Annotated in this window: 17 protein-coding genes; 10 read left to right on the top strand and 7 right to left on the bottom strand. The window is 68.9% G+C overall.

The features are described from left to right. Positions 1-57: 57 nt before the first annotated feature. On the bottom strand, positions 58-972 hold the full coding sequence (pstA, locus tag BST28_RS08935; RefSeq protein WP_019736535.1) for a phosphate ABC transporter permease PstA: 915 nt from the start codon (positions 970-972) through the stop codon (positions 58-60). Next, positions 972-1,925: a phosphate ABC transporter permease subunit PstC gene (pstC, locus tag BST28_RS08930; protein ID WP_211662823.1), complete on the bottom strand. Its 954-nt coding sequence runs from the start codon at positions 1,923-1,925 to the stop codon at positions 972-974. The genes pstA and pstC overlap by 1 nt, the downstream gene beginning before the upstream one ends. On the opposite strand from pstC, the gene BST28_RS24695 reads away from it, so the two are divergent. Next, positions 1,885-2,028, top strand: a complete 144-nt coding sequence (locus BST28_RS24695; RefSeq protein WP_019736533.1) for a hypothetical protein — start codon at positions 1,885-1,887, stop codon at positions 2,026-2,028. The two genes, pstC and BST28_RS24695, sit on opposite strands and share 41 nt — an antisense overlap. On the opposite strand, the gene pstS is transcribed toward BST28_RS24695, so the two are convergent. The 3 genes from pstS to BST28_RS08915 form a co-directional block, all read right to left on the bottom strand. Then, positions 2,022-3,134, bottom strand: coding sequence for a phosphate ABC transporter substrate-binding protein PstS (gene pstS, locus BST28_RS08925; RefSeq protein WP_019736532.1), 1,113 nt, complete (start codon positions 3,132-3,134; stop codon positions 2,022-2,024). The genes BST28_RS24695 and pstS overlap by 7 nt on opposite strands. Positions 3,135-3,246: 112 nt before the next feature. Further along, the gene (gene mshD / locus BST28_RS08920) at positions 3,247-4,155 is read right to left on the bottom strand and encodes a mycothiol synthase (protein ID WP_019736531.1); all 909 of its coding nucleotides are present in this window, start codon (positions 4,153-4,155) and stop codon (positions 3,247-3,249) included. Continuing rightward, the gene (locus BST28_RS08915; protein ID WP_019736530.1) at positions 4,152-4,925 is read right to left on the bottom strand and encodes a winged helix-turn-helix transcriptional regulator; all 774 of its coding nucleotides are present in this window, start codon (positions 4,923-4,925) and stop codon (positions 4,152-4,154) included. The genes mshD and BST28_RS08915 overlap by 4 nt, the downstream gene beginning before the upstream one ends. A 60-nt stretch (positions 4,926-4,985) precedes the next feature. Between BST28_RS08915 and lmeA the strand changes: the two genes are divergently transcribed. From lmeA to BST28_RS08885, 7 genes are all read left to right on the top strand, one after another. Next, positions 4,986-5,777, top strand: coding sequence for a mannan chain length control protein LmeA (lmeA, locus tag BST28_RS08910; RefSeq protein ID WP_083080726.1), 792 nt, complete (start codon positions 4,986-4,988; stop codon positions 5,775-5,777). Beyond that, positions 5,774-6,199: a thioredoxin family protein gene (locus tag BST28_RS08905; RefSeq protein ID WP_083080724.1), complete on the top strand. Its 426-nt coding sequence runs from the start codon at positions 5,774-5,776 to the stop codon at positions 6,197-6,199. The genes lmeA and BST28_RS08905 overlap by 4 nt, the downstream gene beginning before the upstream one ends. A 29-nt stretch (positions 6,200-6,228) precedes the next feature. Next, the gene (locus tag BST28_RS25235) at positions 6,229-6,318 is read left to right on the top strand and encodes a putative leader peptide (protein WP_369127102.1); all 90 of its coding nucleotides are present in this window, start codon (positions 6,229-6,231) and stop codon (positions 6,316-6,318) included. A 94-nt stretch (positions 6,319-6,412) separates the two neighbouring features. After that, entirely contained in the window at positions 6,413-6,874 is a 462-nt protein-coding gene (locus BST28_RS08900; RefSeq protein WP_083080721.1) for a DUF4395 domain-containing protein, read from the top strand. Positions 6,875-6,914: 40 nt separating this feature from the next. Beyond that, positions 6,915-7,748 (top strand): sulfurtransferase, encoded by an 834-nt coding sequence (locus BST28_RS08895; RefSeq protein WP_019737910.1) that lies wholly within the window; start codon positions 6,915-6,917, stop codon positions 7,746-7,748. A gap of 1 nt (position 7,749) precedes the next feature. Further along, entirely contained in the window at positions 7,750-8,052 is a 303-nt protein-coding gene (locus BST28_RS08890; RefSeq protein WP_029249360.1) for a DUF1416 domain-containing protein, read from the top strand. Between the two features lie 165 nt (positions 8,053-8,217). Continuing rightward, on the top strand, positions 8,218-8,865 hold the full coding sequence (locus tag BST28_RS08885) for a heme-binding beta-barrel domain-containing protein (RefSeq protein WP_029249361.1): 648 nt from the start codon (positions 8,218-8,220) through the stop codon (positions 8,863-8,865). A 10-nt stretch (positions 8,866-8,875) separates the two neighbouring features. Here BST28_RS08885 and BST28_RS08880 read toward each other — a convergent pair whose 3' ends face one another. After that, positions 8,876-9,724 carry an aminodeoxychorismate lyase gene (locus BST28_RS08880; protein WP_083080719.1) on the bottom strand — a complete coding sequence of 283 codons (849 nt, stop codon included), beginning with the start codon at positions 9,722-9,724 and terminating at the stop codon, positions 8,876-8,878. Between the two features lie 35 nt (positions 9,725-9,759). Between BST28_RS08880 and ygfZ the strand changes: the two genes are divergently transcribed. Then, complete coding sequence (gene ygfZ / locus BST28_RS08875; protein WP_083080717.1) at positions 9,760-10,839, top strand: CAF17-like 4Fe-4S cluster assembly/insertion protein YgfZ; 1,080 nt, start codon at positions 9,760-9,762, stop codon at positions 10,837-10,839. Between the two features lie 148 nt (positions 10,840-10,987). Then, complete coding sequence (locus BST28_RS08870) at positions 10,988-11,155, top strand: DUF3073 domain-containing protein (protein WP_019737916.1); 168 nt, start codon at positions 10,988-10,990, stop codon at positions 11,153-11,155. Positions 11,156-11,324: 169 nt separating this feature from the next. On the opposite strand, the gene purM is transcribed toward BST28_RS08870, so the two are convergent. Further along, the gene (purM, locus tag BST28_RS08865; RefSeq protein ID WP_019737090.1) at positions 11,325-12,425 is read right to left on the bottom strand and encodes a phosphoribosylformylglycinamidine cyclo-ligase; all 1,101 of its coding nucleotides are present in this window, start codon (positions 12,423-12,425) and stop codon (positions 11,325-11,327) included. Between the last annotated feature and the right edge of the window lie 34 nt (positions 12,426-12,459).

Below are 12,459 nucleotides of genomic sequence, written 5' to 3'. Positions count from 1 at the left end.
TCCTAAACCTCATCGAAACCTCACGCCCGACGCTCCGCACGCCGGTGTGCCGACAGACTAGAACTTCTTGGGCGCGAAGAGGCGCGCTCCGAACCTGGCCGCGATGTTGAGTACCGCGATCAGGATGATGAGCGTCAACGCGGCACCCCAGAGCCGGTCGGTGGGGACGGCGCTGGTGCCCGCACCCGCCGAGGTCTGGTCGTACATCATCCCCGGCAAGGAGCCCATGAAGCCCTGGAACATGTCGAAGTTGATCGCCTGCGAATACCCGACCAGGATCAGCAGCGGCGCCGTCTCGCCCATCACCCGCGCCAGCGCCAGCAGAATCCCGGTGATGATCCCGGACAGCGCGGTCGGGATCACGATGCTGGTGATGGTCTTCCACTTCGGCGCGCCCAGCGCGTAGCTGGCCTCCCGAAGATCCATCGGGATGATCCGCAGCATCTCCTCGGTCGCCCGCACGATCACCGGCACCATCAACAGGACCAACGACAGCGACACCGCGAACCCGGAGCGGTGGAATCCGAGGGTGGCCACCCACAGCGCGTAGACGAACAACGCCGCCACGATCGACGGCACCCCGGTCAAGATGTCGACCATGAAGGTCGCGAGCTTGCCCAGGCGAGTCCCGGCGCCGTATTCGACGAGGTAGATCGCCACGAAGATCCCGAGTGGGATCGAGAGCGCCGCGCACACCAGTCCCTGCAGCAGCGTGCCGACGATCGCGTGATAGGCCCCGCCCCCGGCGGCGAACGCCGTCATGCCGGCCTGCGAGTGCGTCCACCAGACGCTGGAGGTGACCGCGGCGAACCCGTGTTCGATCACCGAGTACATCACCCACACCAGCGGGACGAGCGCGACTCCCATCGCGAGGGTGACCAGCACCGTGGCGATGGCGTTGGCCACCCGCCGGCGCAGGCTGACCGCCGCGAAGGTGCGCTCCTTGACCGGCCGATCCAGCAGAGCGGTCATCAGTGCACCTTCTTCGTAATGGCCGCGCGCGCCAACGCGTTGACCACCAGCGTCAGCACGAACAGCACCAACCCGGCCGCGATGTAGGCGCCGGCCTTGTACTGATCGTTGAATTCCGATGCGGTGGCGGCGATCTTGGTGGCGAACGTGGAGCCGCCGTCGAACAGCGACCAGTTGAACGCCTTCTGGGTGGCCCGGAGGATGATCAGGAGCGCCACCGTCTCACCGAGTGCACGCCCCAGGCCCAGCATTGCGGCGCTGATGTATCCGGACCGCCCGAACGGCACCACCACCGTCTTGACCACTTCCCAACGGGTCGCGCCCAGCGCCAGCGCCGCCTCGATCTGGCCGCGGGGTGTCTGCGCCAGCACCTCACGGGTGACCGCGGTGATGATCGGCAGGATCATCACCGCCAGCACGATCCCGCCGGTGAAAATGGTGCCGCCACCGGCCACCGACGCATTGCCGGTCGCGAACAGGAAGAACCCGCCGAGATTCTCGTTGAGCCATTGGGCGCCGCCCCGCAGCTGCGGGGCCAGCACGTACAGCCCCCACGCCCCGTAGATGATCGACGGCACGGCGGCAAGGAGTTCGACCATGTACGCGAGCGGTCCGACGAGCCGGCGGGGGGCGTATTCGGCGAGGTAGATGGCAACCCCCAGGGCCACCGGCATGGCCAGCACCAGGGCGAACACCGAGACGAACACCGTCACCCGCAGCATCTCGGCGATGCCGAAATGCATGGCGGAGGTGTCGGTGGTGACCCAACTGCCGGCATAGGTGAAGAAGTTCTCCCGGTTACGCTGCAGCGCCGGTATCGCCCGCAGCAGCAAAAAGCCGCCGACGGCGGTGATCAAGATGATGATCAACACACCGGAACTCTGAGCCACCAGCCGAAACACCAGGTCGGGGATGCGGCTTCCGGTGGAACGCGTCGCCGCGGGGATCGTCAGTGGTCCGGACGAGCCGGACGGCTTCGACGACTCCGAGGACGTGGGGCGAGACGATTCGGCGACGTTAGACACCTCCCATCGCGTGCGGCACGGCGGCTACTGAATCGCGTCGATCGCAGCGCTCAGACGCCGCTGGAACTGATCGGGCAGCCGAACGTATCCCGCACCGGACAAGCCGTCCTGGCCGCTGGTCGACGCCGTCTTCAGGAAGGACTTCACCGCCGCCGCCGTATCCGGGTCGTAGCCTTTGGAGCAGACGATCTCATAGGTCACCAAGACTAGCGGGTAAGCGGCCGGCTGCCGGGTGCCATACAGCGACTTCAGATCCAGGCGCATGTCGTTGCTGTCCTCCGAGACGAGCCCGGCCGATTGGATGGCGACCCCGGCCGCCTCATCGGTCGCGGCGACCACTCCGGCACCCGAATCGATCATCGCGGACCGAAGCTTCGCCTGGTCGGCGAAGCCCTTCTCGACATACCCGATCGCGCCGGGTGTGCTCTGTACCGCCTGCACCACCCCGGCGGACTTCTGCGCGCCTTCCCCGACGCCGCCCTGGAATTCGCTGCCCTCGCCCTTGGTCCAGCTCTGCGGCGCGGCGGCGCTGAGGTATTTCTGGAAGTTGTCGGTGGTACCCGAGGAGTCCGATCGGTAAATCGGCGTGATGGCGGTGGCCGGCAGGTCCACTCCCGGGTTGAGGGCGACCAGGGCGGGGTCGTTCCAGCTGGTGATCGTTCCACTGAAGATCCGCGCCAGCACATCGCCGTTGAGCACCAGGTGCTCGACCCCGTCGAGGTGGTAGGCCATGCTGACCGGGCCGAAGACCAGCGGCAGATGCCACGCCGGGTTGCCCCCGCCGCACCGCTCGGCCGCCTGGGCGACCTGGGCCTCGCTCAGCGGCGAATCGGATCCGGCGAGATCAACGTGCCCGGCGATGAACTGTTCGCGGCCCGCACCGGACCCGGTCGGGTTGTAGGACAGGTTCTTGCCCGGGCACTCCTGGCCCCACACCTGGTTGAACACCGCGATCGCGTTCTGCTGCGCGGTGGACCCCTCGGCGGTCAGGGTGTTCTTCCCGGCGCACCCGGCGGCCGCCGAGACCCCCGCGGCGCCACCGGCCGAACCGCCGGTGTTGTCGTCAGTGCCGCACCCGCTCAGCGCCAGACCCACAGTCGCCGCCAACAGTGCCAGACCCGCCGTTCTGGGCTTCATCGTTTCTCGCCTTCCCACTCACGTTCGGTTCGAATCCCCCCGGAACGTATGCGGCACTTATGGATGGCAACCGCATGGCAGGTGAACGCGTGGTGAATAGATCAACCCCCGGTCAGCCACGATCAACCAGGGCGTAGGCGGTGTCGACGCTGTGCACCGTGAAACCCAGCCGCTCATAGGTCCGCAACGCCGCGGCGTTGTCCGCTTCGACGTAGAGCAGCACGGTCGGCGATTCGGCATCGGCGAGCCGGTCAGCCAGGTAGGCCAGGCCCACCTCGGTCAGTGCCCGCCCCAGGCCACGTCCCTGGGCGGCTGGATCGACTCCCACGACATATACCTCCCCGGCCCGTTCGGCGCCCGGTTTGCCGGCGTGGATCTTGGTCCAGTGAAACCCCAGTAGCACGGTTCCTTCGAAGGCCAGAAACAGTCCCGCCGGATCGAACCACTCCTCGGCACGGCGCTGGGCCAGATCGTCCGCCGTCCAGCCGCCCTGCTCCGGATGCCAGGCGAAGGCCGCGTTGTTGACACGCAACAACTCGGCATCGTCGGACTCCCCCGCGTAGCTGCGGATCGAGACCCCGGCCAGCACCGACGGCGTCGGCACCCCGTGCAGAGACCGCCGCATCTGCAGCAGCTCACGCACCGGGACCAAACCCAGCGCCGCTGCGGTGGCTTGGGCCGCCGGCAAGGTGCCGTGTGCCCAGAACCGGTTGCGCCCATCGGTTTTCGTCAACGCGGCACGGGCCATCGCAGACCCGATGCCGCGGCGCCGGGCCGGCGGCGCCACCACCAGCTCTGCCATCGGCGCGGTGTCGTCCGGCGGTGCACTCAGATTCAGATAGCCCAGCACCGCGCCGCCGTCCTCGGCGACCAGATGCGCGGTACGGTCACCGGCGAGTTCGCGCAGTACCTGTTCACCGACCGGGGCGACGCCGTCGTGGTCCCCGGCGGCGGCGATCAGCTCCCGGATTTGCCGCTGCTCGTCCTCGGTGAGCGCGGCGCGCCATTGCGGGACGATCACTGACTGGCCAGCGACTCGGACGCACCACCGCCGGCTCCGTCGAGGTCCTCGACCCCCTCGTCCTCGTCGTCTGCCTCGTCGGACGCGCCCGGGGGTTTGCCCCGCACCGGACGAACCGCCTTGTAGCCGACGTTGCGGACCGTGCCGATCAGCGACTCGTATTCCGGGCCCAGCTTGGCCCGGAGCCGCCGGACGTGCACGTCGACGGTGCGCGTGCCGCCGAAGAAGTCATATCCCCACACCTCCTGCAGCAACTGCGCGCGGGTGAAGACCCGGCCGACGTGCTGGGTGAGATATTTGAGCAGCTCGAATTCCTTGTAGGTCAGATCCAGCGGCCGACCGCGCAGCCGGGCCGTGTAGGTGCCTTCGTCGATCACCAACTCACCGAGTTTGGTCTGGCCGGAAGCCGGTTCGGCGGCCGGCGCACCCCGGCGGCCGGTCAACAACCGCAACCGGGCGTCCGTCTCGGCCGGCCCGGTGCCCGGTAGCAGGATTTCGTCGACTCCCCACTCGGCGTTGACCGCGACCAAACCGCCCTCGGTCACCACCGCCACCACCGGCACCGATCCCGCGGTTGTGCTCAGCAGCCGACACAGCCCACGGGCCCCGGCGAGATCGGTGCGGGCGTCGACGATCACCACCTCTGCCGAACCGGCCTCAAGCAGCGCGGAAACCTCCGGCGGTGCTGTCCGCACAGTGTGCGCCAGCAGCGACAGCGACGGCAGCACCGCTTCCGGGTGCAGGTCAGCGGTCAACAGCAGTAGCTCCAACGAGGTCCTCCAGCGTCCCAGGTGATCTAACGATAGCGTGCGACCTGCCAGAATGGCCGGGTGCGCAGGGTGCTTATCGGGATATCGGCCGTGATCGCGGCTCTGGCCGTCACCGTCGCCGGGGTGGACTTCGGGACGAGCGTCTACGCCGAATATCAACTGTCCCGGGCGGTTCGCCAGGCCACCGACCTCGGATCGGACCCGTTCGTGGCGATCCTGGGCTTCCCGTTCATTCCGCAGGCTCGGCGGGATCACTATGACGAAGTGGAGATCAAGGCCCCTGCCGTCGAGCAGCCGATGATCGGCAAGGCGATGCTGGAGGCCACCATGCATTCGGTCGACCTGCGAGAGGCGTCCTGGCGGTTTCGCCCGGGCGCCAAGATCCCGGTCGCCAAGCTGGAGAGCCGGATCATTATCGGATCGGTGTATCTGGGCCGCTACCTGGGAATTCGCGACCTGATGGTGGAGGCGCCGCCGAGCGAGACGAACGACGCCACCGGCGGAACCACCGAGTCGGGTATCTCCAGCAGTCACGGGCTGGTATTCACCGGGACGCCGGCCGGCTACGGCAAGCGGGTCAGCGTAGCGGTGGACCTGTCGATCGCCGGCACCGACCACAGCACTCTGGTGATCACCCCGACCGGGGTGCTCACCGGTCCCGACACCGCCAACCAGCACGTTCCCGAAGAGCAGCGGGCCGCGGTGTTGGCGGCCTTCAGCGGCAGCCTGCCACAGCAACGGCTGCCGTTCGGGCTGGTTCCCACCAGCCAGGGCGCCCGCGGCTCCGATGTCATCATCGAGGGCATCGCCGCGGACCGGACCATCACGCTGCCGGAGTTCCGTCAGTCATGAGCGTGGTCGCGGTCCTCGCCGCCCTGACGCTCGCGGGCGTGATCGGCTGGTTGGTGAACCGCCGGGCCGGAGTGCTCCGGGCTGTCGAGGTCACCGACGCCGGGTCCGGCGCCGCCGACGACACCGCGGCCGCGTTTCTCGGGCTGCAGCCTGGCGGCCCGACGGTGGTGCATTTCTCTGCGCCGTGGTGTGGACCGTGCGCCGGGGTGCGCCGGGTGGTCGACAAGGTCTGCGCCGATCTGGGGGGCGTCGCCCACCGCGAGATCGACATCGACGCAGATCCCGCTGCGGCCCGCAGGTTTTCGGTGCTGTCGCTGCCAACCACGCTGATCTTCGACGCCGACGGCCAGCAGCGCTACCGGGCTGCCGGCGTCCCGACGGCCGTGGCATTGCGGTCGGCGCTGGAGCCTCTGTTGGCTTGAATGCCCCCGCATTGGGTACGCTGTACGGCGTGTTCGCCCGCCTTGAGCTTGTGCTCACCAAGCGCCGCACAGTCGACCTGTGCCGCACCGCGGGCTGCTGCTGTTGTCGCTGTCGCTGAGTCGCCGCGTTTTCGCGTCGTTCTCGGAGCAGCCCGGAATTTCCGCGGCATGTCTCCACCAGCCATTCGCTACGACAGCCAGGGAGCACCAACCATGCCGAGCACCGAACCCGATGCCCATACCGCGCAGGTAGACGTCCGCGGTCCCCGGTTCACCGCGTGGGTCACCACCGCGGTGCTGGTGGCCGTGCTGCTGACCGTCGAGGTCAGCCCGGCCGCCGCCGCCGTCCTGTTGGGCGCCCAGGCCGTCGTGTTCGCCCTCGGCGCCGTCTGGGGCCCCCGCCGCCACCCCTACGGTGTGCTCTACGCGCGACTGGTGGCCCCGCGGCTGGGTCCGGTTACCGAGCGCGAGCCGGTGGCACCGCTGCGCTTCGCCCAGCTCGTCGGACTGGTGTTCGCGGTGATCGGAATCGTCGGTTTCACCGTCGCCCCGGTGGTGGGGCTGACCGCTACGGCCTTCGCGCTGACGGCGGCCTTCCTCAACGCGGCCTTCGGCATCTGCCTGGGTTGTCAGCTCTACCCGCTCGTCGCGCGCCTGCGCCCGACACCGGTGTGACCAAAGCGTTTCCCCCGAAGTAACCGAAAGGATCTCCGCCATGGCCCGCTCCGACGTCCTGGTCTCCACCGACTGGGCCCAGAGCATTCTCGACGCACCCGACACGGTGTTCGTCGAAGTCGATGAAGACACCAGCGTCTATGACACCAACCACATTCCGGGGGCGGTCCGGTTGGACTGGCGCAAGGATCTGCAGGACCCGGTCCGGCGCGACGTCATCGACGCCGCCACCTTCTCCAAGCTGCTCTCCGAGCGCGGTATCGCCAACGACGACACGGTGATCCTCTACGGCGGCAACAACAACTGGTTCGCCGCGTTCGCCTACTGGTACTTCAAGCTCTACGGTCACGACAACGTCAAGCTGCTCGACGGGGGCCGCAAGAAGTGGGAACTCGACGGGCGCCCGCTGTCCAGCGAGAAGGTCACCCGGCCGGCGACCTCCTACACGGCCAAGCCGCTGGACGAGTCGCTCCGGGCACGGCGCGACGAGGTGATCGCCGCGATCAACACCAAGAACCTCATCGACGTGCGCTCCCCCGAGGAGTTCTCCGGCAAGATCCTGGCGCCGGCCCACCTGCCCCAGGAGCAGAGCCAACAGCGCGGCCACATCCCCAGCGCGATCAACGTCCCGTGGAGCCGCGCCGCCAACGAAGACGGCACCTTCAAGTCCGACGAGGAACTGGCCAAGCTGTACGCCGACGCCGGCCTGGACGGCGAGAAGGAGACCATCGCGTACTGCCGAATCGGTGAGCGTTCCTCGCACACCTGGTTCGTGTTGCGCGAGCTGCTGGGACACCGCAACGTCAAGAACTACGACGGCAGTTGGATGGAATACGGCTCCCTGGTGGGTGCCCCGATCGAATTGGGAAGCTGATATGTGCTCTGGACCGAAACAAGGACTCGCCTTGCCGGCCAACGTCGACCTGGAGAAGGAGACGGTGATCACCGGTCGCGTGGTGGACAGCTCCGGCCAGACCGTCGGCGGCGCGTTCGTGCGGCTGCTGGACTCCTCCGACGAGTTCACCGCGGAGGTCGTCGCGTCGGCCACCGGTGACTTCCGGTTCTTCGCCGCGCCGGGCTCGTGGACGGTGCGTGCGCTGTCCTCGGCCGGCAACGGTGACGCCGCGGTGAGCCCGTCGGGGGCGGGCATCCACGAGGTCGACATCAAAGTCGCCTGACAGCTCGCGATAGACTGACCCCGTGGTGCTGTTCTTCGAGTTGATGCTGGTGGCGGCTACGGGCCTGATCACCTGGTTCGCGCTGTACACGCTGTATCGGCTGATAACCGACGAGATGTGAGTGCTTCCGACGGTGGCGAGCAGGACGGCGACGTCCGTCCGGTCATCCCGGGCTCCGGCGACCGTGCGGTAGCCGCCGCTGCGGAACGCGCCAGGCAGACGGCGGCGCGCAACATCCCGGTGTTCCCGGTCTCTGCGGACCTGCCGGTACGTGACACGGCCAACCTGCGCGAGGGGCCGAATCTGCATGACGCCCTGTTGGCGCTGCTGCCTCTGGTCGGGGTGTGGCGCGGTGAAGGCGTGGGCCATCGCGCACACGGCGACTACCGGTTCGGCCAGCAGATCGTGGTCTCCCACGACGGCGGCGACTACCTGATCTGGGAAGCCCGCTCTTGGCCGCTCGAGCAGACCGAATCCAGCAGTCCCGCCCTGCGAGAAACCGGTTTCTGGCGCTTCATCTCTGAGCCTGGTGAACCCGGACAACCCCCGGACGAATCGCAGGCCATCGAGTTGCTGCTGGCGCACTCAGGTGGCTATGTGGAGCTGTTCTACGGCCGCCCACACGGTCCGGCGTCCTGGGAGCTGGTCACTGATGCGTTGGCGCGCAGCAAATCCGGGGCGCTGATCGGCGGCGCCAAGCGGCTCTACGGGATCGTCGAGGGCGGCGATCTGGCCTACGTGGAGGAGCGAGTGGACGCCGACGGTGAACTGGTGCCGCACCTTTCGGCCCGGTTGGCTCGCTTCGTCGGCTGATCCGGTCTCGTCAACCGATGGCCGCGTCCACCAGGGCGGTGACCTCGCCGTCAGGCACCCGCGGGGTCAGCGCCCGGCGGTCCAGGGTGTGCACCCGAGCGGCCAGGGTGATACTGGAGACCAACCAGATATCGTGCGCGGCAACAAGGTCGGTGTCCCGTAGCGGCGCGTACTCGCACCGGTAGCCGGCGCCGCGAGCCACCTCGAACAGCGCCTCGGCGGTGGTACCGCGCAGGATCGGCTGCGAGGACGGCGGGGTGACCATGCGCCCCGGTTCCACCAGGACCACGGTGGAGCGCGGACCTTCCAGGACATAGCCGTCGGAGCTGATGAAGATCACGTCGTCGGCGCCCTGCTTGGCGGCGTGGCGAAGGGCCGCCATGTTGACCGCATACGACAGGGTCTTGGCGCCGGCCAACAGCCACGGCATCGCCGGGCCCTGCGCCGGCACACCGCGATTCAGGCTCACCGCCGCCACGCCCTTGCGGCGGGCCTCGGCGATGCGAGCCGGCAGCGGGGTGATCATCACGTAGGCCGTGGGCCCGGAACCGCTTTCCCGGCCACGGCTGTAGATCATCCGCAGCGCGCCTTCACCGGCCCCCGGCCACAGGCGCACCGCGGTATCCACGGCGCGTCGCCACGCCTCTGGATCGGGGGCCGGCAGATCCATCAGCTCGGCCGAGCGGGCCAGCCTCAGCAGGTGGGCGTCGAGCAGACACGCCGCACCGCCGCGCACCAGCAAGGTTTCGAAGACGCCGTCGCCGCGCAACACCGCCAGGTCATCGGCGTGCAGCAACGGGGCATCGCCGACCGGCCCACCGCCCAGGGTGACGATCGTCACGGGGTGATCGGCGGACATGGACCCTGAGCGTAGCGGCTCCGTAGAGTCGACATGTGTCCGCTGTACCCGCCCCCGATCCGGGCCCCGACGCCGGCGCCGTCTGGCACTACGGCGATCCGTTCGGTGAACAGCGAAGCGCGCAAACCGACGCCGTGCTGGTAGACCGATCCCATCGGGCGGTGCTCGCCGTGGGCGGTGCCGAGCGTAAGACGTGGCTGCACTCGCTGTGCACCCAGCACGTGGCCGAGCTGCCTGCCGGCGCCAGCACCGAGAATCTGATCCTGGACGCCCAGGGCCACATCACCGATCACTGGGTTCAGACCGAACTACGCGACACCACCTATCTCGACACCGAGCCGTGGCGGGGCGAACCGCTGGCCGGGCACCTGCGCAAGATGGTGTTCTGGGCCGAAGTGACGATCCAGCCGGCCGATCTCGCGGTGCTCTCACTGCTGGGTCCCGGCCTCGCCGATCCGGCGGTATGCGAGGCGCTGGGTCTGGCCGCGCTGCCCGGCACCGACGCGGTGGCCGTCGGCGACTCGGGCGCGTTCGTGCGCCGGGGACCCGGCGAGCACGCGCTGGAGCTGCTGGTGCCGCGCGCCGAGAAGGGCGACTGGCAGCGCCGGCTGGCCCGGGCCGGGGTGAAGCCGGCCGGAGTGTGGACCTACGAGGCCGAGCGGGTGGCGGCACGACGGCCGCGGCTGGGCCTGGACACCGACGAACGCAGCATCCCCCACGAGATGAACTGGATCGGCGGGCCGGGCGTGGGTGCGGTGCACCTGGACAAGGGGTGTTACAGCGGGCAGGAGACCGTGGCCCGGGTGCACAACCTGGGCAAGCCGCCCCGGATGCTGGTGTTGCTGCACCTGGACGGTTCGGTGGACCGGCCCTCGACCGGCGATCCGATCACCTCCGGCGGGCGTCCGGTGGGCCGGCTGGGCACCGTGGTCGACCACTTCGAGCTGGGCCCGATCGCCCTGGCACTGCTCAAGCGGGGGCTGCCGGCCGACACGCCGCTGTCGACCGGCCCGGGCGCGGAGGTCAGCGCCGTGATCGACGCCGAATCGATGCCGCCGCCGGATGTGCGGGGGGCGGGGCGGCTCGCCGTCGACCGGCTGCGAGGCCGGGCGTGATCGCGGGTTTGATCACGGTCACACCGGCGTAGCCCAGCTCGGCAGCCGCGCGGGCGGCACGGTAAGCTGTCGGCAGGACAATACACACACTCAGATCGGAGCCGCCTGCTCGTGGGGCCGCTCCGTTATTGCGCGAGGGGGTCCCCCCATGGGCCGCGGCCGGGCTAAGGCGAAGCAGACCAAGGTTGCTCGAGAGCTCAAATACAGCTCACCGTCGACCGATTTCACTCAGCTCCAACGTGAGCTGGCTGGTGCTGAAGTCAACGACTCCGACGGTGACGACTCGTGGAACGGTGACGACGATTGGCACCGCTGAGCGCTGAGACCTGACGCGGGGCTTGATTCGGCGGTCCCAGCTTCGCCTCTCCTCCGTCGAGCCTCGCTGAACCGCCGGGCTTGATTCGGCGGTCCCAGCTTCGCCTCTCCTCCGTCGAGCCTCGCTGAACCGCCGGGCTTGATTCAGCGGTCCCAGCTTCGCCTCGGGCTCAGAACCTCGGATGCTGCCCGACGAGTTTGGCGCTCGAGCCTGCAGCGCCGCCCTTGGCGTCCTTTCCGGCCTTGGCCACCGTGCCGAGCGGCCAGCAGTCGACGTGGCGGGCGGTCAAGATCGCCAGCGCCCGGTCGGTGTCCTCCGGAGCCACGACCGCGACCATACCGACACCCAGGTTGAACGTCTTCTCCATCTCGGCCCGACTCACCCGGCCACGCTGCGCGATCATCGCGAACACGGGTGCCGGAGTCCAGGTGCCGCGGTCCACCTCGGCGATCAGCCCGTCCGGGATGACCCGGGCCAGGTTGCCGGCCAGGCCCCCGCCGGTGACGTGGCAGAAGGTCCGCACCTGGGTCTCGGCGGCCAACGCCAGACAGTCCTTGGCGTAGATGCGGGTCGGCTCCAGCAGCTCCTCGCCCAGCGTGCGGCCGAACTCCTCGACATGCCCGGCCAGGTTCATCCGGTCGATGTCGAGCAGCACCGCCCGGGCCAGCGAGTAGCCGTTGGAGTGCAGTCCCGAGGACCCCATCGCGATCAGCACGTCGCCGGGGCGAACACGGTCCGGCCCCAGCAGGTCGTCGGCTTCCACCACGCCGACGCCGGTCGCCGAGATGTCGTAGTGGTCCGGTTCCATCAGGCCCGGGTGCTCGGCGGTCTCCCCGCCGAGCAGTGCACAGCCGGCCTGCACGCAGCCTTCGGCAATGCCGGAGACGATCGCGCTGACCCGTTCGGGCACCGTGCGGCCGACGGCGATGTAGTCCTGCAGGAACAGCGGCTCGGCACCGCACACCACCAGGTCGTCGACCACCATCGCGACCAGGTCGATGCCCACGGTGTCGTGCTTGTCCATCGCCTGGGCGATCGCCAGCTTGGTGCCCACCCCGTCGGTGGAGGACGCCAGCAACGGCTCGCGATAGTCGTTGCGCAGGGCGAACAGCCCGGCGAATCCGCCGAGGCCGCCCCGCACCTCCGGCCGGGTGGCCCTGGCGGCCAGCGGCTTGAACAGTTCGACGGCCCGGTCGCCGGCGTCGATGTCCACACCTGCCGAAGCGTAGGTGACGCCTGGGGCGCTCGAGTGTGCTACGGGATCCGTCATCGCGGTAAAGGCTACCGTGCTGCGGGCCGGCGCG

Source organism: Mycolicibacter kumamotonensis, assembly GCF_002086285.1.
Classification (GTDB): Bacteria; Actinomycetota; Actinomycetes; order Mycobacteriales; family Mycobacteriaceae; genus Mycobacterium; species Mycobacterium kumamotonense.
Note: the sequence above shows the minus strand (reverse complement) of the source record. Positions and strands in the feature narration are given on the sequence as shown.